Here is a 26,223-nt window from a genome sequence, read left to right on the forward strand (position 1 = left end):
CTGTGCTTGCGCGTTGGCCCCCCCCCCCCCCCCCCCCCCGCCGCTGTGTGAAGCCGGCGGCCGCGATTAGAGATTCCGCAGCGTGTAGCCGGTGCTTGGCAGGTCGTGGGCCATCCAGTAGTCCTCCGAGCGGACGGGCGGATTGTGGCCCAGTCCATCCTTGCGGAGGGCGCGGAGGGTGGCCGCGGCGACGGCGATAACCAGGATGATGACGGCGATTCCGAGGATTTCCATAGCTCTATGGTTCGCCGGTGACGGGTCAAAAATAAGTGGCAGAAAAGCCCAAAAAGCTAAAATTTCTGCCACACTTGAATCATGATCCGTTCGGTGGCAATGATCGTGGTTCCCAACTTTTCCATCTTCGAATTCGGCACCGCCTTCGAGGTGTTCGGCGTTGACCGTTCCGGCCGCGGCGCGGGCCTGCCGGCCTTTGATTTCCGGATCGTCACCCCCGTCCCCGGGGACGTCCCGATGCAGTCCGGCCCCACCCTGCACGTGGGACTCGGCCTGGACGCGGCGGCGGACGCGGACCTGGTGATCATGACCCCGTTCGGCAAGGACTCCGATGTTCCCGACGCCGTGATCGAGGCCCTGCGCGCCGCCCACGAGCGCGGCGCGTGGGTGATGTCCATCTGCTCGGGGGCCTTCGCCCTGGCCCGGGCCGGGCTGCTGGACGGCCGGCGCTGCACTACCCACTGGCACTACTCCCGCGAACTTGCCGAGCGGTACCCCGAGGCGGTGGTGGACGAGAACGTGCTGTACGTCCAGGACGGCCGGATCATCACCAGCGCCGGGACCGCCGCGGGGATCGACGCGAGCCTGCACCTGGTGCGGCTGGAATTCGGCGCGGCGGTGGCCGCCAGCATTGCCCGCGACATGGTGGTGCCCCCGCACCGCGACGGCGGACAGGCCCAGTTCATCGACCGGCCGGTTCCCCGGTGCGGGTCCCAGCCGATGGAGGAGTTGCTGCGCTGGATGGTCGGCAACCTGGGGGAGGAGCACCCTGTCAACGAGCTGGCGCGGCGGGTTCACATGTCGCCGCGGACCTTTGCCCGGCGCTTCCGGGCCGAAACCGGGGCGACGCCGGCGGCGTGGCTGAACTCCCAGCGCGTGCTCCGCGCCCAGGAGTTGCTGGAGACGACGGACCTGACCATCGATGAGGTTGCACGGGAGTCCGGGTTTGGCCACCCCGTCCTGCTCCGCCACCACTTCGCCAAGGTGCTCGACACCAGCCCGCAGTCATACCGGAGAGCCTTCCGCGGCCACCTCGCTGCGGTTTAGGGAGGGCTACTCCCGGGGCGAGTCCCCGGCGTCGGCGCGCACGCACTCGACCAGCTCGCGCCACGGACCCGTGACGTGCCGTTCGGGCAGGGTCGCGCGGCGCCGGCCGGCGCGGATGCTGTAGACGAACCGGTCCGGCTGCGGGGCCTCGTCCGCGTCCCCGGGGAGGTCATCCCATGGGCAGGCCTCGATCAGGCCCCGCCAACGGTCCACGGCGTCCTGCGTCGCGGGTTCGGTACTCCAGACGCGCTGGAATCCCGCGACGCCGCCGCTGCGCTGCACGGTGATCTTCATGGGTTCGTCTCCAGCCACCAGGATTACGGCCGGCTGCCGCCTTACAGCCTGACTTTGACAGTTTCCCACGCCGAGCGCACCGCGTCATGCTCCGGTGAATCCGCTCCGAACAGCTCCTGGGCGGAGGCCGCCGTGGCCTTGGCGAAGGCGCTGAACGTCGACGCCGGCTTCAGCGATCCTCCGGTCAGGGTCTCGTACCAGATCCGTCCCGGGGCCTCCCATGCGTTCCCGCCGAGGGTGGTGGCCGTGAGGTAGAACGCCCGGTTGGGAATGCCGGAGTTCAGGTGCACCCCGCCGTTGTCCGAGCTGGTGTGAACGTAGCCATCCATCGAGTCGGGCTGCGGGTCCTTGCCCAGGACGTCGTCGTCGTACGCCGTGCCCGGCGCCTTCATCGAGCGCAGCGCCACGCCCTGGACCTGGTCGGTGAAGAGGCCCTCGCCGATCAGCCAGCTGGCCTGCGCCGCGTCCTGCTGCCGGACGAACTGTTCCACCAACGCACCGAAGACGTCCGAGACGGACTCGTTCAGCGCACCGGACTGGTTCCGGTAGGTCAGCCCCGCCGAGAACTGGGTCACGCCGTGGGTGAGCTCGTGGCCGATCACGCTGAGCGCCACCGTGAACCGGTTGAACACCTGGCCGTCGCCGTCGCCGAAGACCATCTGGTGGCCGTCCCAGAACGCGTTGTCGTAGCGCTGCCCGTAGTGCACCGTGGCGTCCAGGGGCAGGCCGTTGCCGTCCACCGAGTTGCGCCCGAAAGCGTCCGCGTAGAGCCGGTGCGTGTGGCCGAGCCCGTCATACGCCTCATCGGCGGCCGGATCCGAGGTGGCCGGCTCACCCTCCTTGCGGACCAGGACTCCGGGCAGGTTCTCCGAGCCCTTCGCGTCATAGATGGTGCGCTGCGGCGGACCTGGCGCCACCTGGCGAATTCCCGGCGGGGCCGTCGGAGCCGTCGCGGCCCGTGCGGCCTGGAAGCTCTTGACGTGCAGCAACGCCTCCCGGGCGGCGCGCGCGGCCGCCTCCAGCCGGGGTTCCGACGTCTGTGCCGCCAGCCGGCGCAACAGGTAGGGCGGGATGATGGAGCAGTACATGTGAGACCCCTTTGCTCTAGCCGATGCGACCAGCCTACGAGCGGGGTGCGACATTTGGCAGGGGTGCCGCCGGATCCGTCGGGCGGTCGTCCCGGCGGGTACGGTAAGCCCATGGCACACTCCGGTAAAGAGAAGAAGAAGTCCAGCTCCACGCTGCTGACCGTGATCATCGCGTTCGCGATGAACGTGCTGGTGGCGGCCGCCAAATCGGTCGCGGCGGTCCTCTCCGGTTCGGCGTCGATGACCGCGGAGGCCGCGCACTCGTGGGCGGACACGGGCAACCAGGTCTTCCTCTTCTTTGCGGAGCGGCGTTCGGCCCGGCCGCGGGACAAGAGCCATCCCATGGGCTACGGCCGTGAGGCCTACGTCTGGTCCATGTTCGCGGCGTTCGGACTCTTCACCGCCGGCGCCGTGGTCTCGATCATGCACGGCATCCAGGAGATCATCGCGCCGGAGCCCGCGGCGGACTTCATGGTGGCCTACATCGTCCTGGCAGCGGCATTTGTCTTCGAGGGGATTTCCTTCGTCCAGGCGTTCCGGCAGACCCGTAAGGCAGCGCACGAACTGGACCGCCACACCCTGGAGCAGGTGCTGATCAGTTCCGATCCGACGCTGCGGGCCGTCTTCGCCGAGGACGCCGCGGCGCTGATCGGCTTGGTGGTCGCCTTCGTCGGTGTCTTCCTGCACCAGGTCACCGGTTCCCCGTTGCCCGATGCGATCGGCTCGATCGTCGTGGGCGTCCTGCTGGCCGTCGTCGCCGTCGTGCTGATCGACCGGAACCGCCGCTTCCTGGTGGGCCAGGGCGTCACCAGCGACATCGAACAGTCCATGGCCCGCCGCGTGCTGGAGCACCGGGATATCGCCCGACTCACCTACCTGCACCTCGAATTTGTCGGCCCGCGGAAGCTCTACCTGGTCGCGGCCGTGGACTTGGAGGGCGACCACCCCGAGCATGAGGTGGCCGTGGCGCTTCGCCGGATCGAACGCGAACTCGAGGACCACGAGACGGTCGAGGAGGCGGTGTTGACCCTGGCGACGCCGGACGAGCAGCCCCTGCACATCAGCGCGGACAAGGAAGGCGCGACCCCCTAGCCGGAGAACCCGGGCGCAACGCAAAGAACCCCTCCACTTCAGCTGAAGCGGAGGGGTTCTCACTGTGCCCTCGGTAGGATTCGAACCTACGGCCTTCTGCTCCGGAGGCAGACGCTCTATCCCCTGAGCTACGAGGGCAATCAGGGATTCCTGCCGTCACCGGCGGGACGTCCTAGAGCTTAGCAGGAAGGTGGGCCGCAAACGAAAACGACGCAGCGGGTGCCGGAATTCCGCGCAGATGCGGGCCCCCGGTAGGCTTGAACCGTGACCCCAGAAGAACTTTCCCTTGCCATATCCGCCTGCCTCCAGGACGCCGTCGCCGCCGGTGAGATCGCCCTCGCCGCCACCGATATTCCGGAGGCTGTCCGCGTGGAGCGGCCGAAGAACAGGGACCACGGGGACTGGGCCACCAACATCGCCCTGCAGCTGGCGAAGCCGGCCGGGACCAACCCCCGCCAGCTGGCCGGGCTCCTGAGCGAGCGTCTGGCCGGGATCGCCGGGGTGGCCGCCGTGGACATCGCCGGGCCCGGGTTCCTGAACATCACGGTCGACGCCGCCGCCGCGGGCGCGCTGGCCAAGGCCATCGTCCAGGCGGGGGCCGGCTACGGCACCAACACCGCGCTCGCGGGCCGCACCGTGAACATGGAGTTCGTCTCCGCCAACCCCACCGGGCCGCTGCACATCGGCCACACCCGCTGGGCCGCCCTGGGCGATTCGATCGCCCGCGTGCTCCGGGCCTCCGGCGCGGACGTCACGGCGGAGTACTACATCAACGACGCCGGTTCGCAGATGGACGTCTTCGCCAACTCCGTGCTGTCCCGCCTGCACGGCCGCGATGTCCCCGAGGGCGGCTACCCGGGCGAATACATTGCCGACCTGGGCCACGAGGTCCTCGCCGAGCACCCGGCCATCCGGGAGCTGACGGACGTGGCAGCGCTGCCGGTCATCCGGGCCTCCGCCTACCAGGCGCAGCTGAAGGACATACAGCAGACCCTCGCGGAGTTCGGCGTCGCCTTCGACGTCTACTTCTCCGAGCAGGAACTCCACGACGCCGGGGCGATCGCCAGTGCCGTGGCCCGGTTGCGCGAGCAGGGCCACGTCTACGACGACGGCGGCGCCGTCTGGCTGCGGACCACGGACTTCGGCGACGACAAGGACCGCGTGATGATCCGCGCGAACGGCGAGCCGACCTACTTCGCCGCCGACGCCGCCTATTACCTGTCCAAGAAGGACCGCGGCTTCACCGAAAAGATCTACCTCCTCGGCGCCGACCACCACGGCTACATCAACCGGCTTAAGGCCATCGCGGCCGCCGCGGGCGACGACCCCGAGGTCAACATCGAGGTCCTGATCGGCCAGCTCGTGTCCGTCAACGGTGCCAAGCTGTCCAAGCGGGCCGGCAACATCATCGAGCTCAAGGACCTGATCTCCTGGCTGGGCAAGGACGCCGTGCGCTACTCCCTGGCCCGGTTCCCCGCCGATTCGCCGCTCACCCTGGACCCGGAACTGCTGAAGAAGCACAGCAACGAGAACCCCGTCTTCTACGTCCAGTACGCCCACGCCCGCTCCCGCGGTGCCTCCCGCAACGCAGCCGCCGCCGGCGTCGAGCGCACCGTGGACGGCCGGGAGGCCTTCGACGCGGCCCTGCTGGACCACGCCACGGAGAACGAACTGCTCTCGCACCTGGGCAGCTACCCCTCGATCGTGGCCAAGGCCGCCGAGCTGCGCGAACCGCACCGCGTGGCCCGCCACCTCGAGGTCATCGCCGGCGCCTACCACCGCTGGTACGACGCCTGCCGGGTGGCTCCCCTCGGCGAGGAAGCTGTCACCGACCTCAACCGCACCCGTCTGTGGCTCAACGACGCCACCAGCCAGGTGCTCGCCAACGGACTTGACCTGCTGGGCGTCTCGGCGCCGGAACGGATGTGACCATCATGACCGCAAGCCCCGCCAACAACGCCGCGTCCCCGCTCGCCCCGGACTGGCTGGACGTCCCGGCCGACCTGAATGCCCTGTACGCGCCGATGTGGGCCGCCGGCGTCGCCCGCACCGACGGCGGCGAGCTCGCCATCGACGGGGTTCCGGTCAGCGAGCTGCAGCGGCAGTTCGGCACCCCGCTCTTCGTCATGAGCGAGACCGACTTCCGGGCCCGGGCGCGCGCCTTCCAGGACGCCTTCAACGAGGCCTTCGCCGACATCTGCGGGGGAGTGGACGTCTACTACGCCGGTAAGTCCTTCCTCTGCACCGCCGTCGTCCGCTGGGTCGAAGAGGAAGGCCTCCGGCTGGACACGGCCTCCGGCGGCGAGCTGGCCGTCGCGGCCCGCGCCGGCATCCCCGGGGCGGCCGTCGCGCTGCACGGCAACAACAAGTCCGACGCCGAGATCCACCGCGCCTTGGACATGGGCCTGGGCCGGATCGTGGTGGACAGCCTTCCCGAGCTCGAGCGCGTCGCGGCGATTGCCGCCAACCGGGGCGAGACCGCCAAGGTCATGCTCCGGCTGACCCCGGGCGTCCACGCCCACACGCACGAATTCATTGCCACCGCCCACGAGGACCAGAAGTTCGGCCTCTCCATGGCCGGCGACTCCACCGAGCAGGCCGGGCTCTCCGCCGCGGAGGAGGCCGTGGCCGCCGCCGCCGGCCACGCCAGCATCGAGCTGCTGGGCCTGCACTGCCACATCGGCTCGCAGATCTTCGAACCCGACGGCTTCGCCGTGGCCGCGGAGAAGCTTCTGGACTTCCTCGCCGCGATGCGCTCGAAGTACTCCGTCGAACTGCCCGAGCTGGACCTCGGCGGCGGCTACGGCATCGCCTACACCCCGGTGGACACCCCGCGCCCGCCCGCGGAGATTGCCCGGGCGATGGCCGCCGTCGTCCGCGCCAAGGTGGCCGAGCTTGGCATCACCGCACCGCGGATCTCGATCGAGCCCGGACGCGCGATCGTGGGCACCAGCACCTTCACGCTCTACGAGGTCGGCACCCTGAAAACCGTGCGCGTGGACGCCCCGGCGCCCGCCGGCGGCGCCGAAGGCTTGGATAACGTTACGTACCCCCGCCGCTATGTGTCGGTGGACGGCGGCATGAGCGATAACGCCCGCCCGGTGCTGTACGACGCGGATTATTCGGCGGTCCTGGCCTCCCGCAGCTCCAGCGCGGCCCCGCAGCTGTCCCGCGTGGTGGGCAAACATTGCGAGAGCGGCGACATAGTTGTTAGAGATGTATATCTGCCCGAGGACGTGGCAGCCGGTGATCTGCTCGCTGTACCGGGGACCGGCGCCTACTGCTGGGTCCTCTCAAGCAATTACAACTATCTGGCCCGTCCGGGCGTTGTTGCCCTGCGCGATGGAGAAGCCCGGCTCATTGTCCGCGGCGAAACCGAAGAAGACCTGCTGAACCGCGACATGGGAGCCTGAATGAGCGAAATGCGTACCTTGAAAGTGGCCCTGCTGGGCTGTGGCAACGTCGGGGCCCAGGTAGCGCGGATTCTCATTGACGACGCCGACGCCCTCGCCTCCCGCACCGGTGCCCGCCTGGAGCTCAGCGGCATCGCCGTGCGCACGCCGGACGCCCGCCGCGACGTCGAACTGCCGGCGGACCTGTTCACCACCGACGCCGAGTCCCTGGTCAAGGACGCGGACCTGGTGATCGAACTGATGGGCGGCATCGAGCCGGCGCGCACCCACATCCTCACCGCCATCCGGCACGGCGCCTCCGTGGTCACCGGAAACAAGGCCCTGCTGGCCCAGGACGGCCCCACCCTCTACGAGGAGGCGGACAAGGCCGGCGTGCAGCTCTCCTACGAGGCCGCCGTCGCCGGCGCGATCCCCATCCTGCGTCCCATCCGGGACAGCCTCTCCGGGGACCGGATCACCCGCGTCCTGGGGATCGTCAACGGCACCACCAACTTCATCCTCGACCAGATGGACAGTACCGGGGCGCAGTTCGCCGATGCCCTCGCCGAGGCCCAGCGGCTCGGCTACGCGGAGGCGGATCCCACGGCCGACGTCGGGGGCCTCGACGCCGCGGCGAAGGCCGCCATCCTGGCCTCCCTGTCCTTCCACACCCGCTTCGCCCTGGAAGACGTGTACTGCGAGGGCATCACCGGCGTCACCGCGGCCGACATCGCCGCGGCCAAGGACGCCGGGTTCGTCATCAAGCTCCTCGCCATCGCCGAGAAGCTCAGCGGCTCCGGTACGGAAACGGCCGGAAACGAGGGCGTGTCGGTGCGCGTGCACCCCACCCTGCTGCCCCGCGAACACCCGCTGGCCGCCGTCCGCGGCGCCTTCAACGCGGTATTCATCGAGGCCGAGAACGCCGGCGAGCTGATGTTCTACGGCCAGGGCGCCGGCGGCACCCCCACCGCGTCCGCCGTGCTCGGTGACCTGGTGTCCGCGGCCCGGCGGATCGTCCTGGGCGGCCCCGGCCGCACCGAGACCACCACCGGACACGTGCCCGCGCTGCCCATCGACGCCGCCGTCACCAGCTACTACATCGGCCTGGACGTGGCGGACCAGCCCGGCGTGCTTGCGCGGATCGCGCAGCTGTTTGCCGAACACGGCGTCTCGATCGAAACCATGCGGCAGACAGTGCACCGCGAACCGTCCTCTCCGGCCACCTCGGCGGAGCTGCGGATTGTCACGCACCGCGCCAGCGAGGCCGCCCTCGCGGCCACCGTCCAGGCCGTCAAGGGCCTGGACGTCATCAATTCAGTCACATCCGTACTGCGGGTAGAAGGGGTCTAAGTGGCTCACCAATGGCGCGGAGTTATCCGCGAATACGCCGAACGCCTGCCGGTCACCGAGGCCACGAAGGTCATCACCCTGGGCGAGGGCGGCACCCCGCTGGTCCACGCGCAGAAACTCTCCGCGCTCACCGGCTGCACGGTCTACCTCAAGGTCGAGGGCATGAACCCCACCGGTTCCTTCAAGGACCGCGGCATGACCATGGCCATGACGGCCGCCGTCGCCGCCGGAGCCAAGGCCGTGGTGTGTGCCTCCACCGGCAACACCTCCGCCTCCGCGGCGGCCTACGCCACCTCCGCCGGCCTGCGCTGCGCCGTGCTGGTGCCCGAGGGCAAGATCTCCATGGGCAAGCTCAGCCAGGCGATCGCCCACGGCGCCACCCTGCTGCAGGTGGACGGCAACTTCGACGACTGCCTCGAGATCGCCCGGAAGCTCGGGGAGTCCTACCCGGTGTTCCTGGTGAACTCGGTCAACCCGGCCCGGATCGAGGGCCAGAAGACCGGCGCGTTCGAGGTGGTTGATTCCCTCGGTGACGCACCGGACATCCACATCCTCCCGGTCGGCAACGCCGGCAACATCAGCGCGTACTGGAAGGGCTACAAGGAATACTCGGCGCCCTACGAGTCCGCCACCGCCGGGTCGCTGCCCGCCGTCGCCACCCGCACCCCGGTGATGTGGGGCTTCCAGGCCGCCGGTGCCGCGCCGTTCGTCGCCGGCCACCCGATCACCGAACCGGACACCATCGCCACGGCAATCCGGATCGGCAACCCCGCCTCCTGGGAGACTGCCGTCGCCGCCCGGGACGAATCCGGCGGCGTGATCGAGGCCGTGACCGACGACGAAATCCTCGCCGCGCACCGCTGGCTGTCCGCCCGCGAGGGCGTCTTCGTCGAGCCCGGCTCCGCGGCCGGCGTCGCGGGCCTGATCAAGAAGCACGAGGCAGGCGAGGTCCCGGCCGGCAAGACGATCATCATCACCGTCACCGGCCACGGCCTGAAAGACCCGCAGTGGGCACTCCGCACCGAGGATGGCAGCGACGTCCAGCCGGTGAAGGTCGCCAACGACGTCGTCACCGTCGCCGCGGAACTGGGACTGGAAGAGCACTAGCAGTGGAGACCACCCTCACCGTCCCGGCGGAGTCCGCCGCCGACACGCCCACGGTGGCGGCCGGACAGTCCGTCACCGTCCGGGTCCCGGCCACCAGTGCCAACCTGGGCCCCGGCTACGACAGCCTGGGCCTGGCCCTGTCGCTCCACGACACCCTTACGGTGGAGACCCTCGACAGCGGGGAACTGGAATTCGACCTCAGCGGCGAGGGGGCGGACACGTTGCCGCGCGACGCCAGCCACCTGGTGGCCCGGGCGCTGACTGAGGCACTGCACCGGCTCGGATACCGGCACGCGGGCCTCCGGATCACCGCGGACAACGTCAACCCGCACGGGCGGGGGCTCGGGTCCTCGGCCGCCGCGGTGGTGGCGGCAGCCTCGGCGGCCAACGCCCTGGTCCCGGCCGCGGACCGTCGCGGCAGGGACTGGATCCTGCAGTTCACCTCCACCCTGGAGGGGCACCCGGACAACGTCGCACCCGCCATTTTCGGCGGACTGGCGCTGTCATGGCAGGACAGTGACCAGTACAGCAGCACCTGCGCCGTCGTGCACGCGGACATCGTTCCCGTGGTGGCCGTTCCTGACTACGAACTCTCCACCGAGGCGGCCCGGGCGCTGCTGCCGGCGTCCGTGGGGCACCATGCCGCGGCCATGAACTCCGGCCGCGCCGCGCTCCTGATCCACGCCCTGACCCAGAGCCCCGCCTTCCTGCTGCCCGGCACCGAGGACTACCTGCACCAGAGCTACCGGGCCCAGGCCATGCGCCCCAGCGCGGACCTGATAGCCGCCCTGCGCCGCGCCGGCCACGCCGCCGTCGTCTCCGGTGCCGGACCCACGGTCCTGGTGCTCGCCGACGGTGCGGAGCGGGCGGCCGAGGCGCAGGCCTTCATCGCCGAGTACACCGCGGCCAACACGCCGGGCGTGTCCTGGCGCGTGATGACGCTGGCCGTGGACAGTGAAGGTGCTAAAGTGGAAGTGCACCGGCGGTAATCACGCTAGCTTTTTCAAAAGACCGCGATGTCGGCCACGTTGCCCACTCTCATCTTTCACTGCGCAATATTTTCCGGTGCCACCTGCTTCCGTCTGGCGCAGGACGCTACAGAAGCACTCTGTACCCCTGAAAAGTCAGCCGGCCGTTCCTCCATTTCGGAACGTGTCCTGGTGTAGCAGTATCCGGCCCTGCCGGCCGGTTTGAGTCCGGCAAGGCCGCAAATCCCGGCTGCAGATCTGAACTGCAGCCCAGATCAATCACCGCGTCCAGCTCCTAGCCTGGACGCCGTCGAGGGGGAAGGATCCTTCGTGACCGAAACCACCGAGCTGTCTCCAGCTGTGGACTCATCATCTTCTGCTGCTTCGGCAGCACCCGCCAAGAGCAGCGGCCTCGCCGGCCTGAAGCTCGCCCAGCTGCAGGCCCTGGCCAGCCAGTTGGGAATCTCCGGGGGTTCCCGGATGCGTAAGGGCGATCTGGTGACCGCCATCTCCGCCCACCGCGCCGGCACCCCGGTGAGCAAGGCCCCCGCCGCTGCCGAGAAGGCCAGCGACAACGGAATCATCTCCAACGGCTCTGTTGCGTCGAACGGCGCTTCTTCCAACGGCGCTGCCTCTTCCAACGCTGCCGAGGCCCCGGCGCAGGAAAACCCGCGTGCCCGCCGCGGCCGCAGCCGCCGCGCCGGCAGCGACGGCATCATCAGCACCGCCACCGAGGCTCCCGCCGCCGTGGAAGCCCAGCCGGCCGTCGAGACCGCTATGGCCGAACAGCCCGCCGAGACCAACGACCGCGCCCGCCAGCCGCGGACCCGTAACCGCCGCCGCGGCGAAGCAGCAGCCCAGGCTGCCGGCCAGGCGGAGGCCCCTGAGGCTCCGGCCGAGCAGCCCGCTGCCGAGCAGCGCCAGCCCGAACAGCGACAGGGTGAACAGCGTCAGGCCGAGCAGAGCAACGACGACGCCCAGCGCCGCGAGAACACCCGCGGCCGCGGCAACCGTGACGAGAACGCCGGACGCGAGAACGCCCGCGACAACAACCGGGACAACCGCGACAACAACGACGACAACGACGGCGGCAGCCGTCGGAACCGCCGCAACCGCCGGGACCGTAACGATCGCAACGACCGTAACGACCGTAACGACCGCCAGGACAACAACCGTAACGACCGCTTCCGCGACCGCAACGAACGCCGCCGCGGCCGCAACCAGGGTCCCGACGTCGACGACGTCGAGGTCACCGAGGACGACGTCCTGCTGCCGGTCGCCGGCATCCTGGACGTGCTGGAGAACTACGCGTTTATCCGCACCTCCGGCTACCTGCCGGGCCCGAACGACGTCTACGTCTCCCTCGCCCAGGTCAAGAAGTACAACCTGCGCAAGGGCGACGCCGTCGTCGGAGCCATCCGCGCCCCGCGCGAAGGCGAAGACCGCAGCAACCAGCAGTCCGCCCGCCAGAAGTTCAACGCGCTGGTCCGCGTCACCTCGGTGAACGGCAAGACCGCCGAGGAACTCAAGGACCGCGTGGAGTTCGCCAAGCTGGTGCCGCTCTACCCGTCCGAGCGGCTGCGCCTCGAGACCGACCCCAAGAAGATCGGCCCCCGCGTTATCGACCTGGTGGCCCCGATCGGCAAGGGCCAGCGCGGCCTGATCGTTTCCCCGCCGAAGGCCGGCAAGACGCTGATCCTGCAGTCCATCGCGAACGCCATCACCACGAACAACCCTGAGGTCCACCTCATGATGGTTCTGGTCGACGAACGTCCCGAAGAAGTCACGGACATGCAGCGCACCGTCAAGGGCGAGGTCATCGCCTCCACCTTCGACCGTCCGGCCGACGACCACACCACCGTGGCCGAACTCTCCATCGAACGCGCCAAGCGCCTCGTCGAGATGGGCATGGACGTGGTGGTCCTGCTGGACTCCATGACCCGCCTGGGCCGTGCCTACAACCTGGCCGCGCCGGCCTCCGGCCGCATCCTCTCCGGTGGCGTGGACTCGGCGGCGCTCTACCCGCCGAAGCGCTTCTTCGGTGCCGCCCGCAACATCGAAAACGGCGGCTCGCTCACCATCCTGGCCACCGCTCTCGTCGAGACCGGCTCCAAGATGGACGAGGTCATCTTCGAAGAGTTCAAGGGCACCGGCAACATGGAGCTCCGCCTGTCCCGTCAGCTGGCGGACAAGCGCATCTTCCCGGCCGTGGACGTCAACGCCTCCGGCACCCGTCGTGAGGAGAACCTCCTCTCGCCCGAGGAAGTCAAGATCATGTGGAAGCTGCGCCGCGTCCTCTCCGGTCTCGAGACCCAGCAGAGCCTTGAGCTGCTGACCAACAAGATCCGGGAGACCCAGAGCAACGTCGAGTTCCTCATGCAGGTGCAGAAGACGACGCTTGGTGCGAAGTCCGATAACGACAAGTAGCTGAGTACAAGGCGGGGTGCCGGAACTCCCGCGCGGTGAGCCGCGTGGGTTTCCGCCCCCGCCTTCGCCGTTCGGTTTTGCCGCCCCCGCCCCTCCGCCGGTTGGCTTGCGATCTCCGATCGCAAGCCACCCGGCTCCGACAGGCCCGCAAGAAAGATGACACGGGCCCCGACCTGAGCTTGCGAAGGTTGGGAGTCATCGATCGCACTCCCGGGGCGGCAGAAACCGAACGGCTTCGCTGTTTTCCCACCTTTGTCGTCGCGTTACTAGACTTGTAGAAGTCGAAAGAGGTTTTGAAATGTTTGAGTCCGTACAGGGGCTGTTGGATGAGCATGCTGCCATCCAGGCGCAGCTCGGGGATCCTGCTGTGTATGCCGACCAGAAGCTGGCCCGGAAGCTGGGGCGGCGGTCCGCGCAGCTGAACGGCATCGTGGAGGCCTACCACCGCTGGGAGGCACTCAACGATGACCTGGCCGCGGCGAAGGAGATGGCTGCCGAGGATCCCGAGTTCGCGGCCGAGGTGCCCGAGCTGGAGGAGTCCCTTGAGACGGCCGCCGCCAAGCTGCGCCGCCTGCTGATCCCGCGCGACCCGGACGACGCCCGCAACGTGATCCTCGAGGTCAAGGGCGGCGAAGGCGGCGACGAGGCCGCCCTGTTCGCCGCCGACCTGCTGCGGATGTACAGCCGCTACGCGGAATCCCGCGGCTGGAAGACCGAGATCATCTCGTCCACCGAGTCGGACCTTGGCGGTTACAAGGACGTCCAGATGGCCGTCAAGGGCAACTCCAACGACCCCGCCGAAGGCGTCTTCGCCCGGCTTAAGTTCGAAGGCGGCGTCCACCGCGTCCAGCGTGTGCCCGTCACCGAATCCCAGGGCCGGATCCACACCTCCGCCGCCGGCGTCCTGGTGCTGCCCGAGGTGGACGAGCCCGAGGAACTGGAAATCAACCAGAACGACCTCAAGATCGACGTCTACCGCTCCTCCGGCCCGGGTGGCCAGTCCGTGAACACCACCGACTCCGCGGTGCGCATCACCCACCTTCCCACCGGCATCGTCGTCGCGATGCAGAACGAGAAATCCCAGCTGCAGAACCGCGAGGCCGGCATGCGCGTGCTCCGCGCCCGCATCCTGGCCCACCAGCAGGAGCAGATCGACGCCGAGAACTCGGCGCAGCGCAAGTCGCAGATCCGCACCATGGACCGCTCGGAGCGCATCCGCACCTACAACTACCCGGAGAACAGGATCGCGGACCACCGCACCGGCTACAAGGCGTACAACCTCGACCAGGTGATGAACGGCGACCTGGAACCGGTGATCCAGTCCGCCATCGAGATGGACGAACAGTCCCGCCTCGACGCCATCGGCGACTAGCGCCCCGGCGCGACCATCCGACGAGACTGATGACCGACCACGATGACGCCTGATCCCGCACAGAGCCTCGCCGACGCCGTCCGCGGGGCGACGGCGGTGCTGGCCGCCGCCGGCGTGCCGAGCCCCAAGGTCGACGCGGAGCTCCTCGCGGGCCACCTCTTGGGCGTCGGGCCGGGGCGGCTCCGCGCCCTCCTGCTCGGCGACAGTCCGGCCCCGGAGGGGTACGCGGATCTTGTGGCCGAACGCGCGCGCCGGATCCCGCTGCAGCACATCACCGGGGTGGCGCATTTCCGCTACCTCGAACTCGCCGTCGGCCCCGGAGTCTTCATCCCGCGTCCGGAGACCGAGTCCGTGGTCCAGTTGGTCATCGATTGGCTGGCGGCGCCAGGCCGGCCCGCCAGGCCCAAGGTGGCGGACCTCGGCACCGGCTCGGGGGCGATCGCCGGGTCGATTGCGCGCGAGGTCCCCGGCGCGGAGGTGCACGCGGTCGAATACAGCGAATTCGCGCACGCCTGGGCGGCGAAGAACCTGCTCCCGCTGGGGGTCCGGCTGGTCCGCGGCGACCTGCGCGACGCGCTGCCGGAGCACGACAGAACGTTCGACGTCGTCGTGTCCAACCCGCCGTACATCCCGGCCGAAGCAGTGCCCAACGAACCCGAGGTGGCCCTGCACGATCCGCCCGAGGCGCTGTACGGCGGGGGAGCGGACGGCATGGAGCTCCCGGCGGCGGCCGCGGCGTCCGCCGCGCGGCTGCTGGTCCCCGGCGGCTACTTCGTGATGGAGCACGCCGAGGTGCAGGCCGGCTGGATCGCCCGGATGATGGAGGCCACCGGCCACTGGACCGGTATCACCACCCATCTGGACCTCAACGGCCGGGAGCGGGCCACCAGCGCCCGGCGCCTGGCAAGTCCCACCGGCGGCGCGGACCGCGAAGCCCAGCCCGGAATGAAAGGATAGGCCAGTGACCACTAGCTACGATTGCAACGATGCGGCCCAGCGCGCGGCCGGACTGGAACACGCCCAGAAGGCGATCCGCGAGAATAAATGCGTCGTCCTGCCCACCGACACGGTGTACGGCATCGGCGCGGACGCCTTCTCGCCGATGGCCGTGACCCTGCTGCTGGCCGCCAAGGGCCGCAGCCGGCAGATGCCGCCGCCGGTCCTGATTCCGCGGCTGAATGCCCTCGACGGCCTGGCCACCGAGGTTCCCGCGGAGGCCCGCAAACTGGCCGAGGCCTTCTGGCCCGGCGGCCTGACCCTCATTCTGCACGCCCAGCCCTCCCTGGACTGGGATCTCGGGGAGACCAAAGGCACCGTCGCGCTGCGCCTGCCGGCCGACGACGTCGCCCAGGACCTGCTCACGCTGACCGGGCCGCTGGCGGTCTCCTCCGCCAACCGCACCGGCCGGCCCGCCGCGCAGACCGCCGCCGAGGCCGAGGCGATGCTCGCCGAGTCCGTGGAGGTCTACCTCGAGGGCGGCCGCCGTCCAGTGGACGGCGAGGCCGAGTCCGCGCCGTCGACCATCATCGACGCGACGTCGCTGCCGCTGCGCGTGGTCCGGCAGGGCGCCATCAGCCTGGAACGGATCCGCGAGGTGGTGCCCGGCGTGCTCGGTGCCGGCGAGGAACCGGCGGCCGCGGAAGAGCTCGCCGCGGGGGAAACGGCTGTCGAGGAACCGACTGTCGAGACCGCAGAAACCCCGGAGGCCTAGAGTGCAGCCCAAAGTCGCCGTCGCGGCCGTCACCTTCAACCGCCACGAGGAACTCGCCCTGCTGCTGAAGGGCCTCGCCGCACAGACGGCCCAGATCCACTCGATCGCCCTGGTGGACTCCGGCACGGACCCGGCCGACCGGCTGGTCGCCGAACAGGGCATGGACAACATCAACTACCTGCGCTCCGAGGCGAACCTCGGCGGAGCCGGCGGCTTCGCCTACGCGATCCTGGCCGCCATGGCCTCCGGCGCGGAGTGGATCTGGATGATGGACGACGACGGGCACCCGGAGGACGCCAGCTGCCTCGAGGAGCTCCTCAAGGCCGCCGACGAACATGGGCTGGACATCATCAGCCCCCTGGTCGCGGCCACGGCCGATCCCAACCGGCTCTCCTTCAACTTCCGGATCAACGGCCTGCTCACCAACGACCGGTCCCGCCTGGCCCCGATGGGCTACCTGCCGGACATGGTCCACTTCTTCAACGGCGCCCTGATCCGCACCGAGGTCTTCTACACGATCGGCATTCCGGACGTGAAGTTCTTCATCCGCGGCGACGAGGTCGACTTCCTGTCCCGGGTCAAGAAGGCCGGGCTCAAGTACGGCACCCTGGCCAGCGTCGCCGTCCAGCACCCCGCCACCTGGACCGAGATGAAGCCGGTCTTCGGCGGCTTCATCACCCCGGTCATTCCGGAGGGCAACTTCAAGCGCTACTGCTATTTCCGCAACCGTGGCTACCTGACCCGCAAATACCGCAACCTGCGCTGGTTCGGGGCGGACGTGGTCGGCTTCCCGTACTACTTCCTGAAGACCGGCGACCTGAAGGGGCTGGCACACTGGTTCCGCGCATACTCCACAGGATTCCTGGGCAAGGGCTTCGGCGCACCCGCGGACCTGATGGCCCGGAACGGCTAGGCGGCGTGGAGAAGCTTTACGCCGTCGTCGTCACCTACAACCGGGCGGAGTTCCTGGCGAACCTGCTGGACTCCTTCGCCCGACTCGACACGAAACCCGAGGGAATCATCGTCGTCGACAACGCCAGCACGGACGGCACCGCCGCGGTGATCGACCGGGCCAGGACTGCGGGCGACCTTCCCCTGCAGTACGAGCGGCTGGAGACCAACGCCGGGGGAGCCGGCGGTTTCTCCCGTGGCGTCGAACTCGCGCTGGCGGCCGGCGCCGAATGGCTCTGGCTGATGGACGACGACGTCGAGGTCCTCCCCGGGGCTGTCGACGCGCTGGCGAGGTTCACGCCGGACTACTCATGCATCGTGGGACGCCGCTACGACGCCAACGGTCAACCCTTTTTCTGGCAGCACCACTTCGTCGACGCCCTCGGCGTCTTCCTCCCGGTATCCCGCGACGTGTTCAAGCACTCCGACGTCTTCCGCACCAACGTGGGCAACTTCGAGGGCATGCTGATCAGGGCGTCCGTGGCGCGCGAGATCGGCCTTCCCGATCCGCGCTTCTTCATCACCTGGGACGACGCCGTCTACGGCTGGCTCGCCGCGCAACGCACGCCGGTGGTGTACGTCAATGCCTTCGTGATCCGGAAGGTGCGGGCGCAGCGCCAGGTGGACCTCGGCCTGCGCCACCTCAACGATTCCTCCGACCTGAGCCGGCGCTACGTGATGCGCAACCGCGGCCACGTCGCCCAGTACCTCCGGTCCCACGGCCGGTACAACCGTGCAGGGTTCGCGGCCGGAACGGCGCTGACGTTCGGCAAGGAAATCGCTCGACTGGTCCTTGTCGAACGCACCCTCAAGGGGGTCGCCGCGCTCTGGCAGGGATGGCGGGAATCGCGCGAAATCCTTCGCGACCGGGCCTGGAAACCCATGCCGCCGCTGCCCGCAGATGCGGGCCGCAGGAACGAAACGGCTTAGTATCGTTCTAGGTTCCGCGCTGTCCGACAGTCCCGCGCGGGTACTTTTTTGACCCAGGCGCCTTGCCGCCGCAGTACTGGAAGTCGGTTGCACACTCTGTTGACTACGAAATCTGAAGCTCGAGAATCCGAGCAGATCCGGGACGAAAAGCCGGCCCTCTGGATCTGGATCCAGCTCATCCTGGACTCCATGTCCTGGGTGGTGGCCGTGATCCTGGCCCTGCTGCTGCGCTACGAGATGGGGATCCGCGTCGAGCAGTTCGCCGGAGCCGCCGTAATCGCGGCGATCGCCGTCGTCGTCCAGGTGCTGACCGGCTACGCCCTGGCCCTCTACCGCGGCCGCTACCCGTTCGGAAGCTTCCAGGAGGCGCGGGCCCTGGTCTTCGTGACCGTGATCGTCGCCGCCTCCATCACCGCCAGCCTGCTGGTGCTTTACGAAGCCATCAACATTGGCCGCAGCGTCGGCCTGATCGCGTTCCCGTTCGCCTGCCTCTTCATGGGTGCCGCCCGCTACGCCAAGCGGCTGTACGTCGAGAGCCGCACCCGGCCCGGCGACGGCGCGCAGAACACCCTCATCTACGGCGCCGGCTTCCTCGGCAACTCCCTCCTGACCCGGATGATCCAGGATCCGGAGTCCCCGTACTTCCCGGTGGGCCTAATCGATGACGATCCTGCCAAGAAGCACCTCCGGCTCTCCGGCGTCCAGGTCCAGGGCCGCGGCGAAGACCTGCCCGCCATCATCCGGCGCACCCGCGCCACCGTCCTGGTGCTGGCGTTCGCCAACGTCGAGGCGTCCGTGGTGCGGCGCATTTCCGACGCCGTCGCCGGCCTAAACATCCGGGTGCTGGTGCTGCCGCCGCTGCGGGACATGCTCGGCGGCTCCGCCCCCGCCGGGTTCTCCGACTTCCGCGACGTCGCGGTGGAGGACCTCATCGGCCGCCGCCCGGTGGACATCAAGGTCGACGAGATCGCCGGCTACATCAAGGGCAAGCGCGTGCTGGTTACCGGCGCCGGCGGTTCGATCGGCTCCGAGCTGTGCCGCCAAATCATGCCGTTCGGCCCCGCCGAGCTGATCATGCTCGACCACGACGAGACCGGACTCCAGCAGACCCAGATCTCCATCACCGGCCGCGGCCTGCTGGCCGGCCGGGACACCGTGCTGGCGAACATCCGCGACGGCGAGGCACTGAAGGAGATCTTCACCGACCGCCGTCCGGAGGTGGTCTTCCACGCGGCCGCACTCAAGCACGCGCCGCTGCTGCAGCAGTATCCGGTCGAGGCCTGGAAGACCAACGTCTGCGGCACGCTGAACGTCCTGCAGGCCGCCCGGAGTGCCGGGGTCTCCCACTTCGTGAACATCTCCACGGACAAGGCCGCGAACCCCACCACCGCCCTGGGCCACTCCAAGCGCGTCGCGGAGAAGCTGACCGCCTGGATGGCGGGCCAGACCGGCAGCAGGTTCGTCTCCGTCCGCTTCGGCAACGTCATGGGCAGCCGCGGATCCATGCTTCCGCTCTTCACCGAGCAGATCCGCGTCGGCGGTCCGGTGACCGTGACCGATCCCGAGGTCACCCGCTTCTTCATGACCATCCCCGAGGCCTGCCAGCTGGTCATCCAAGCCGGAGCCATCGGCGCCGGCGGCGACGTGCTGATCCTGGACATGGGCGAACCGGTCAAGATCCTTGACGTGGCCCAACGCATGATCGCCATGTCCGGCAAGAAGGTGGAGATCATCTACACCGGGCTGCGGCCGGGGGAGAAGCTGCACGAGGAGCTCGTGGGCACCGGCGAACTGGACCAGCGCCCGCTGCACCCGAAGATTTCCCACACCCGCGCCACCGAACAGGACCCGGCCACGCTGGACCTTAGAGTCTGGCTGGAACGCTGCGAGGCGGAACAAGGCGCCAGCATCGCGGAGATCCCCGACGACGAGTCGGACGAGACGGGACCGATCAGAATCGTCCGGGTCGCCTCGTGACCGCCCTGCTGGTCACCGCCGCCGTCACGCTCCTGGCCAGCCTGCTGCTGCCCTATGCGGTGAAGCCCTGGCTGATCCGGCTCGGCGTGGTGGACGTGCCGTCCGCGCGGTCCTCGCACGTGAAGACCACCATCCGTGGGATGGGCCTGGCCGCGGCGCTGGCCACCGCGGCCGGCTATGGGGTGGCCGTCCTTACCGGCGCCGTCACCGTCAACCGTGCGGTGTTCGCCGTCGTGCTGCTGATCATCGGCGCGTGTGCCGCCGTCGGCTGGACCGAAGACCTGCGCGGGCTCTCCATCCGCGGCCGTGCCGGAGCCCAGCTGGGCATCGGGGCCGCGGGCTCGGCGGTGCTGATCGTCATGACGGGCCAGTCCTTCTGGTGGCTGCCGCTCGCCGCCGTCGCGGTCGCCGCCTACGTCAACATCGCCAACTTCATGGACGGCATCAACGGCATCTCCGGGTTGCACGGCGTCACCGTGGGCGCCGCCTACGCGGCCGCCGGGTCCCTCTCGGACCAGCCCTGGCTCACCGCCGGCGGCGCCATCCTGGCCATGGCCTTCCTCGGCTTCCTGCCCTGGAACCTGGGCCGGGGCTCGGTGTTCCTCGGCGACGTCGGCAGCTACCTTCTCGGCGCCTCCGTGGCCGCCCTCGCCATTGCTGGCTTCTTCAGCGGCGTGTACGTCGAGTACGTGCTCTCGCCCATCCTGGTGTACGTGGCGGATACCGGCTACACGCTGCTGCGCCGGATCAAGGCGGGGGAGCGGTGGTACGCCTCGCACCGCGAGCATGTCTACCAGCGGCTGACCGACGTCGGCTTCTCGCACCTGCAGTCCTCCGCCGCTGTCACCGTCTGCACCGCTGCCGTGATCGTCCTCGGCTTCACCGCCGCGACGGCGCCGCTGCCCGTCGTGGCGCTCTGCGTCGCGGCCAGCCTGGCGGTGCTGGTACTGTACGTCGCCAGCCCGGACCTCATCCGCCGCTACCGCCGCAAATCCAAGGTCACCCGCCTCCCCGTGGCCTAGCCATGTTCTATCTCGTGTAGAATTCAGGGGCGGACTTCTCCGCACCCCCGCCCTTACCGCCAGCGACGATTGGGATCCCATGACCTCCAACGCCGAGCCCGGACGCACGCCCGGCCGCGGACGCGTCGGCGTTTCTGGACCCACCACGTCACTCTGGCTGCGCCTGCTGGCGCTCAGTTCGGTGACGGCCGCCGCAGCACTGGTGGTGACGGCCGTTCCGGCCTGGATCTTCAACGGCGGCTTCGGTGCCCTCTCCAGCGCCTTCGGCGGTGTCCTGGTGATGGCGTTCTTCGCCATCAGCCTGCTGGTCGGACACTTCGTCGGCCGGAACAATCCCTCCGGGGCGATCGGCATGTTCGTCGCCACTTACTTCATCAAGGTCGTCGGCTTCGCTGTCGTCCTGTTTGTCTTGGGTGCCCCGGATTGGCTGCACGCCCGCTGGTTCCTGATCGGCGCCGTCGTCACCGTCGTGGCCTGGCAGGCCGCCGAGATCATCGGCTTCAGCAAAGCCCGGCTGCAGATCTACAACGACCCCGACTCCACGGAAGGCGGACCCCATGCCGGACCGTAAAGAGCGAGACGAGAACACCCCCCGGAAGCCGCGCGGTACCACCGGTGCCCCCGGCGTCTCAAAGGACGGCGACGACGGCGGATACAACGCCGGGATCGCAGTGTTCAGCTACATTGTTGGCGGAATCATCGTCTGGAGTTTGATAGGGTGGGGTCTGGATAATCTGTGGGGAACCCGCTGGATTGTGCTCGCAGGCGCCCTGCTTGGAGCTGCGGGAGGGTTCTATCTTTCTCATATGCACGGCCTCACCAGCCACCGGTCTACGGCTGGTGAAGACGGCGCTGCAGGTGGCCCGTCCAAGGACGCGGAACAGTAATGCCAAAAAATTTCAGAGGGGGACTGGTTGGCAGCAATGCCGTCGCTCCCCGCCCAACGCCCAATGATGGACACTGCAGAGAGGAAACGCGTTGATCGCGCTTGCGCTCCCGGCCCAAGATTCAGGAGAGTTTACTCCTCCCGGAATTGAACAAATGCACCTGCCGGCAATCCTGCCCTGGGGTGCTGCCGAAGGATTCTCCAAGCAGATGCTGCTGGTGATCCTCTCGGTCGTCATTATCGCCACCTTCTTCGTGCTGGCCGCGCGGAAGCAGCAGCTCGTTCCGGGCAAGCTGCAGTTCGCCGGCGAGGCCGCCTACGGTTTCGTCCGGAACGGCATCGCCAAGGACATCATCGGCGGCAAGGACTTCATCAAGTACGTCCCGCTGCTGTTCAGCCTGTTCTTCTTCATCCTGGTGAACAACATCTACGGCGCCATCCCGGTGATCCAGCTCCCGAGCTTCTCCCACGTCGGCGGCGCCTACGTGCTGGCAGCCATCGTCTACGTGACCTGGATTGCCATCGGCATCAAGAAGAACGGCCTGAAGTACTTCAAGCTGGCCACGGTCCCCAGCGGCGTGCCGGTCTACATTCTTCCGATCGTTATCCCGATCGAGATCATCTCCAACTTCCTGGTCCGCCCGGTGACGCACAGCCTCCGTCTGTTCGCCACCATGCTGGCCGGCCACCTGATCGTGATGATCGCCGGTTCCGGCATCGAGTTCCTGGTCATGCAGGAGAACGTCCTGCTCAAGGGCGCCTCGGTTCTGGTCCTCGCCGGCTCGCTGGCGATGTACATGCTGGAGGCGCTGATCATGGCGCTGCAGGCGTACGTCTTCACGCTGCTGACCGCGATCTACATCGAAGGCGCACTGCACGCCGACAGCCACTAAGGCTCCAAAAGACTTCCCCTCCGGGGGATGAAGCAACCCAAACAACCTGCCACACGGGTGGCATCTTGAAAGGAAGAAAAATGGAAGGCTCCATCAACGGCTCCCTCAACCTCATCGGCTACGGCCTCTCCGCCATTGGCGGTGGTATCGGTGTGGGTCTCGTGTTCGCTGCTTACATCAACGGCGTTGCACGTCAGCCGGAAGCCCAGCGCGTCCTGCAGCCGATCGCATTCCTCGGCCTCGCGCTGACTGAAGCCCTCGCCATCCTCGGCCTGGTCTTCGCATTCGTTCTCAAGTAAACCTTCAGAACACTAGCGAACATCCAGAACCGAGTAGATAAGGACGGGTGAAATATGAAGCAGCTGATCATCTCAGCCGCCAGCGAGGAAGGGTCCAACCCCCTCGTTCCCAACATCTGGGAAATGTTTGTCGTCCTCGTAGGCTTTGCTGTTCTCCTTTACATCGTGACGAAGTACGTTGTCCCGATGTTCGAGAAGAACTTCGCAGAGCGTGCCGAGGCGATTGAGGGCGGCATTGCCAAGGCCGAAAAGGCCCAGGCTGAGGCCACTGCGGCACTCGAAGAGTACAAGCAGCAGCTGACGGATGCCCGCACCGAGGCCAACCGCATCCGCGAGGAAGCCCGTGCCGAAGGCGCCCAGATCCTGGCGGATCTGAAGGAGAAGGCAGCTGCCGAGTCTGCCCGCATCACCGCCCAGGCGCACGCCCAGATCGAATCCGAGCGTCAGGCGGCCGTTGTGTCGCTGCGCGTGGAGGTCGGCACGCTGGCCACCACGCTGGCAAGCCGGATCGTCGGCGAGGCCCTCACCGACGATGCACGTTCGGCCCGAGTGGTCGATCGTTTCCTGGCAGATCTGGAGAACCAGAGCGCAGGTGCAGCTAAGTAATGGCAGGTGTATCGAGCGAATCGCTGACCGCGGCACTCGCCGCGTTGGAGCCCACGCTTCCCAACGCGTCGCTGCAGTTGGCTAAGGAACTCTTCGGAATCCTGGGAACGGTGGACAGCTCCGCTGGCCTGCGCCGCGCCCTGACCGACCCGTCCCGCACCGGCAGCGAGAAGTCGGCGCTGGTCACGCAGCTGTTCAGCGGGAAAGTCTCCGCTGACGCCGTGCAGATCGCGAGCGGACTGGCCGGCTCACGCTGGGCATCGGCCCGCGACATCGGCGATGCACTCGAGACCCTGGCCGCCACGGTGGTCATTGCCGTTGCTGAAAACAAGTCGGCAGTCTCTGCCTCGGGCCTCAGCGGACTGGAGGAACTGGAGAACGACCTCTTCAGCTTCAACCAGGCCGTCGACGCCAGCCACGAGGTTCAGCGTGCCTTGTCCGAGCCGCAGGCGAGCCAGGCAGCCAAGGCTGCCCTTGCCGCCAAGCTCGTCCCCGGTGCCAGCGAGGAGGCCAAGGTCCTCATCGGCCAGGCCGTCGCGCAGCCCCGAGGACTCAAGGTCACCCGGCTCGTCAGCCGTTTTGCGGAGCTTGCAGCCAAGCGCCAGCAGCGCTGGATTGCCACGGTCAGCGTCACCCGTCCGCTGACGGCGGAACAGACCGGCCGGCTGCAGACGGCGCTCAACGCCCTCTACGGCCGCGAGCTGAAGCTCAACATGAACATTGACCCGGCACTGATCGGTGGAATCCGGATCCAGGTAGGCGACGAAGTGGTTGACGCTTCTGTCCTCGGCCGCCTGGGCCAGCTCCAGCGACAGCTTGCCTAGTCAGCCGGACAAGCACAACTTACCGACAAGAAACCCCGGTCATCGTGAGCAACGATGATCACGAAAACAGGAGAGCAGGGACTGCAGATGGCCGATTTGACCATCAACGCCGACGACGTCCGTAATGCGTTGAACGAGTTCGCGGCGTCCTACGAACCCGGTAACGCAGAGCGCGTAGAGGTTGGCCGTGTAACGACCGCAGGTGACGGCATCGCCCGTGTTGAGGGCCTCCCCTCGGTCATGGCGAACGAGCTGCTTCGCTTCGAAGACGGCACGCTGGGCCTCGCCCAGAACCTCGACGTCCGCGAGATCGGCGTCATCGTCCTCGGTGACTTCAAGGGCATCGAAGAAGGCCAGGAAGTGCACCGCACCGGACAGGTTCTGTCCGTACCCGTGGGCGACGCCTTCCTCGGCCGCGTGGTTGACCCGCTGGGCCAGCCGATTGACGACCTCGGCGAGATCAAGGCCGAGACCACCCGTGCCCTGGAACTCCAGGCCCCGGGCGTGACCCAGCGCAAGTCGGTCCACGAGCCGATGCAGACCGGCCTGAAGGCCATCGACGCGATGATCCCGATCGGCCGCGGCCAGCGCCAGCTGATCATTGGTGACCGCCAGACCGGCAAGTCCGCCATCGCGATCGACACCATCATCAACCAGAAGGCCAACTGGGCCTCCGGCGATGTGAACAAGCAGGTCCGCTGCATCTACGTCGCCATCGGCCAGAAGGCGTCCACCATCGCGGCGGTCCGCCAGACCCTTGAGGACAACGGCGCGCTGGAGTACACCACCATCGTGGCGTCCCCGGCATCCGACCCGGCCGGCTTCAAGTACCTGGCACCGTACGCCGGTTCGGCCATCGGCCAGCACTGGATGTACGGCGGCAAGCACGTCCTCATCGTGTTCGACGACCTGTCCAAGCAGGCCGAAGCCTACCGCGCCGTGTCGCTGCTGCTGCGCCGCCCGCCGGGACGCGAAGCCTACCCGGGCGACGTCTTCTACTTGCACTCCCGTCTGCTGGAGCGTTGTGCAAAGCTCTCCGACGAGCTCGGTGCAGGTTCCATGACCGGTCTGCCGCTGATCGAGACCAAGGCGAACGACGTGTCCGCCTACATCCCGACCAACGTCATCTCGATCACCGATGGCCAGATCTTCCTGCAGTCGGACCTCTTCAACGCCAACCAGCGTCCCGCCGTCGACGTCGGTGTCTCCGTGTCCCGCGTCGGTGGCGCCGCCCAGGTGAAGTCCATGAAGAAGGTCTCCGGTACCTTGAAGCTGGAACTGGCCCAGTACCGCGACATGCAGGCCTTCGCCATGTTCGCCTCGGACCTGGATGCGGCTTCGCGCCAGCAGCTGACCCGTGGCGCACGCCTGATGGAACTCCTGAAGCAGGGCCAGTACTCGCCGTTCCCGGTTGAGGACCAGGTCGTTTCCATCTGGGCCGGCACCAACGGCTACCTCGACGACGTTCCGGTTGAGGACATCAACCGCTTCGAGACCGAGTTCCTGGAGCACCTCAAGCACAAGTCCTCCATCCTGACCACGCTGGCGCAGACCAACGTGATGAGCGACGACACCGCAGAAGCACTGAAGACCGCGATTGTGGACTTCAAGAAGGGCTTCTTCGGCGAGGGCGACAGCCTGCTGGTCGGTGCGGGGCACGAGGAGTACGCCCCGATCGATGAAGACCAGGTCGACCAGGAAAAAATCGTCAAGCAGAAGCGCTAGTTCCGTAGGCCGGGACTGCCGGATCCCT

Annotated in this window: 25 protein-coding genes and 1 tRNA gene; 22 read left to right on the forward strand and 4 right to left on the reverse strand. The window is 68.0% G+C overall.

Going from position 1 to position 26,223, the window contains the following annotated elements; translation table 11 throughout:
• Positions 1 to 66 precede the first annotated feature (66 nt).
• The gene (locus ACFVY3_RS03255; protein WP_400158751.1) at positions 67 to 234 is read right to left on the reverse strand and encodes a hypothetical protein; all 168 of its coding nucleotides are present in this window, start codon (positions 232 to 234) and stop codon (positions 67 to 69) included.
• Positions 235 to 315: 81 nt separating this feature from the next.
• On the opposite strand from ACFVY3_RS03255, the gene ACFVY3_RS03260 reads away from it, so the two are divergent.
• Positions 316 to 1,281 (forward strand): GlxA family transcriptional regulator, encoded by a 966-nt coding sequence (locus tag ACFVY3_RS03260; RefSeq protein ID WP_400158752.1) that lies wholly within the window; start codon positions 316 to 318, stop codon positions 1,279 to 1,281.
• A 6-nt stretch (positions 1,282 to 1,287) separates the two neighbouring features.
• Here the strand turns inward: ACFVY3_RS03260 and ACFVY3_RS03265 are convergent, their stop codons facing one another.
• Together ACFVY3_RS03265 and ACFVY3_RS03270 are read right to left on the reverse strand one after the other, a co-directional pair.
• Positions 1,288 to 1,575 carry a protealysin inhibitor emfourin gene (locus ACFVY3_RS03265; protein ID WP_400158753.1) on the reverse strand — a complete coding sequence of 96 codons (288 nt, stop codon included), beginning with the start codon at positions 1,573 to 1,575 and terminating at the stop codon, positions 1,288 to 1,290.
• A gap of 41 nt (positions 1,576 to 1,616) precedes the next feature.
• Positions 1,617 to 2,663, reverse strand: coding sequence for a M4 family metallopeptidase (locus ACFVY3_RS03270; protein ID WP_400158754.1), 1,047 nt, complete (start codon positions 2,661 to 2,663; stop codon positions 1,617 to 1,619).
• 111 nt (positions 2,664 to 2,774) lie between these two features.
• Here ACFVY3_RS03270 and ACFVY3_RS03275 point away from each other — a divergent pair, with 111 nt between their 5' ends.
• On the forward strand, positions 2,775 to 3,755 hold the full coding sequence (locus ACFVY3_RS03275) for a cation diffusion facilitator family transporter (protein ID WP_400158755.1): 981 nt from the start codon (positions 2,775 to 2,777) through the stop codon (positions 3,753 to 3,755).
• A gap of 65 nt (positions 3,756 to 3,820) precedes the next feature.
• Here ACFVY3_RS03275 and ACFVY3_RS03280 read toward each other — a convergent pair.
• Positions 3,821 to 3,893, reverse strand: a tRNA-Arg gene (locus ACFVY3_RS03280).
• 126 nt (positions 3,894 to 4,019) lie between these two features.
• On the opposite strand from ACFVY3_RS03280, the gene argS reads away from it, so the two are divergent.
• The 20 genes from argS to atpA all read left to right on the forward strand — a co-directional run bounded on the left by argS (position 4,020) and on the right by atpA (position 26,195).
• Entirely contained in the window at positions 4,020 to 5,684 is a 1,665-nt protein-coding gene (gene argS / locus ACFVY3_RS03285) for an arginine--tRNA ligase (RefSeq protein WP_400158756.1), read from the forward strand.
• Between the two features lie 5 nt (positions 5,685 to 5,689).
• A complete protein-coding gene (gene lysA, locus ACFVY3_RS03290) occupies positions 5,690 to 7,168 on the forward strand; it encodes a diaminopimelate decarboxylase (protein ID WP_400158757.1) in 1,479 nt (492 codons plus the stop codon).
• Positions 7,169 to 8,497 carry a homoserine dehydrogenase gene (locus ACFVY3_RS03295; RefSeq protein ID WP_400158758.1) on the forward strand — a complete coding sequence of 443 codons (1,329 nt, stop codon included), beginning with the start codon at positions 7,169 to 7,171 and terminating at the stop codon, positions 8,495 to 8,497.
• Positions 8,498 to 9,604 carry a threonine synthase gene (thrC, locus tag ACFVY3_RS03300; protein ID WP_400158759.1) on the forward strand — a complete coding sequence of 369 codons (1,107 nt, stop codon included), beginning with the start codon at positions 8,498 to 8,500 and terminating at the stop codon, positions 9,602 to 9,604.
• Positions 9,605 to 9,606: 2 nt separating this feature from the next.
• A complete protein-coding gene (thrB, locus tag ACFVY3_RS03305; protein ID WP_400158760.1) occupies positions 9,607 to 10,593 on the forward strand; it encodes a homoserine kinase in 987 nt (328 codons plus the stop codon).
• A 309-nt stretch (positions 10,594 to 10,902) separates the two neighbouring features.
• Positions 10,903 to 12,999 (forward strand): transcription termination factor Rho, encoded by a 2,097-nt coding sequence (rho, locus tag ACFVY3_RS03310; protein ID WP_400158761.1) that lies wholly within the window; start codon positions 10,903 to 10,905, stop codon positions 12,997 to 12,999.
• Positions 13,000 to 13,297: 298 nt separating this feature from the next.
• Positions 13,298 to 14,371: a peptide chain release factor 1 gene (prfA, locus tag ACFVY3_RS03315; protein ID WP_400158762.1), complete on the forward strand. Its 1,074-nt coding sequence runs from the start codon at positions 13,298 to 13,300 to the stop codon at positions 14,369 to 14,371.
• Positions 14,372 to 14,413: 42 nt separating this feature from the next.
• Positions 14,414 to 15,328 carry a peptide chain release factor N(5)-glutamine methyltransferase gene (gene prmC / locus ACFVY3_RS03320; protein ID WP_400158763.1) on the forward strand — a complete coding sequence of 305 codons (915 nt, stop codon included), beginning with the start codon at positions 14,414 to 14,416 and terminating at the stop codon, positions 15,326 to 15,328.
• A 4-nt stretch (positions 15,329 to 15,332) separates the two neighbouring features.
• Positions 15,333 to 16,082 (forward strand): L-threonylcarbamoyladenylate synthase, encoded by a 750-nt coding sequence (locus tag ACFVY3_RS03325; RefSeq protein WP_400158764.1) that lies wholly within the window; start codon positions 15,333 to 15,335, stop codon positions 16,080 to 16,082.
• Position 16,083: 1 nt separating this feature from the next.
• Complete coding sequence (locus ACFVY3_RS03330) at positions 16,084 to 16,995, forward strand: glycosyltransferase (protein WP_400158765.1); 912 nt, start codon at positions 16,084 to 16,086, stop codon at positions 16,993 to 16,995.
• Between the two features lie 5 nt (positions 16,996 to 17,000).
• Positions 17,001 to 17,963 (forward strand): glycosyltransferase, encoded by a 963-nt coding sequence (locus ACFVY3_RS03335; RefSeq protein WP_400158766.1) that lies wholly within the window; start codon positions 17,001 to 17,003, stop codon positions 17,961 to 17,963.
• Between the two features lie 99 nt (positions 17,964 to 18,062).
• Positions 18,063 to 19,940 carry a polysaccharide biosynthesis protein gene (locus ACFVY3_RS03340; RefSeq protein WP_400158767.1) on the forward strand — a complete coding sequence of 626 codons (1,878 nt, stop codon included), beginning with the start codon at positions 18,063 to 18,065 and terminating at the stop codon, positions 19,938 to 19,940.
• On the forward strand, positions 19,937 to 20,962 hold the full coding sequence (locus ACFVY3_RS03345; protein ID WP_400158768.1) for a glycosyltransferase family 4 protein: 1,026 nt from the start codon (positions 19,937 to 19,939) through the stop codon (positions 20,960 to 20,962). The genes ACFVY3_RS03340 and ACFVY3_RS03345 overlap by 4 nt, the downstream gene beginning before the upstream one ends.
• Before the next feature lie 79 nt (positions 20,963 to 21,041).
• Positions 21,042 to 21,533: a hypothetical protein gene (locus ACFVY3_RS03350; protein ID WP_364134735.1), complete on the forward strand. Its 492-nt coding sequence runs from the start codon at positions 21,042 to 21,044 to the stop codon at positions 21,531 to 21,533.
• Positions 21,520 to 21,849, forward strand: a complete 330-nt coding sequence (locus ACFVY3_RS03355; RefSeq protein ID WP_290257398.1) for a hypothetical protein — start codon at positions 21,520 to 21,522, stop codon at positions 21,847 to 21,849. Before ACFVY3_RS03350 ends, ACFVY3_RS03355 begins: the two co-directional genes overlap by 14 nt.
• A gap of 91 nt (positions 21,850 to 21,940) precedes the next feature.
• A complete protein-coding gene (gene atpB, locus ACFVY3_RS03360) occupies positions 21,941 to 22,741 on the forward strand; it encodes a F0F1 ATP synthase subunit A (protein WP_146337178.1) in 801 nt (266 codons plus the stop codon).
• An 80-nt stretch (positions 22,742 to 22,821) separates the two neighbouring features.
• On the forward strand, positions 22,822 to 23,040 hold the full coding sequence (atpE, locus tag ACFVY3_RS03365; protein WP_003804776.1) for an ATP synthase F0 subunit C: 219 nt from the start codon (positions 22,822 to 22,824) through the stop codon (positions 23,038 to 23,040).
• Between the two features lie 54 nt (positions 23,041 to 23,094).
• Entirely contained in the window at positions 23,095 to 23,646 is a 552-nt protein-coding gene (locus ACFVY3_RS03370) for a F0F1 ATP synthase subunit B (RefSeq protein ID WP_400158769.1), read from the forward strand.
• The gene (locus ACFVY3_RS03375; protein WP_400158770.1) at positions 23,646 to 24,470 is read left to right on the forward strand and encodes a F0F1 ATP synthase subunit delta; all 825 of its coding nucleotides are present in this window, start codon (positions 23,646 to 23,648) and stop codon (positions 24,468 to 24,470) included. The genes ACFVY3_RS03370 and ACFVY3_RS03375 overlap by 1 nt, the downstream gene beginning before the upstream one ends.
• Before the next feature lie 87 nt (positions 24,471 to 24,557).
• Positions 24,558 to 26,195: a F0F1 ATP synthase subunit alpha gene (gene atpA, locus ACFVY3_RS03380; RefSeq protein WP_290257405.1), complete on the forward strand. Its 1,638-nt coding sequence runs from the start codon at positions 24,558 to 24,560 to the stop codon at positions 26,193 to 26,195.
• The last annotated feature ends 28 nt before the right edge of the window (positions 26,196 to 26,223 follow it).

It is taken from the genome of Arthrobacter sp. BPSS-3 (genome assembly GCF_044628475.1).
Taxonomy (GTDB): Bacteria; Actinomycetota; Actinomycetes; order Actinomycetales; family Micrococcaceae; genus Arthrobacter.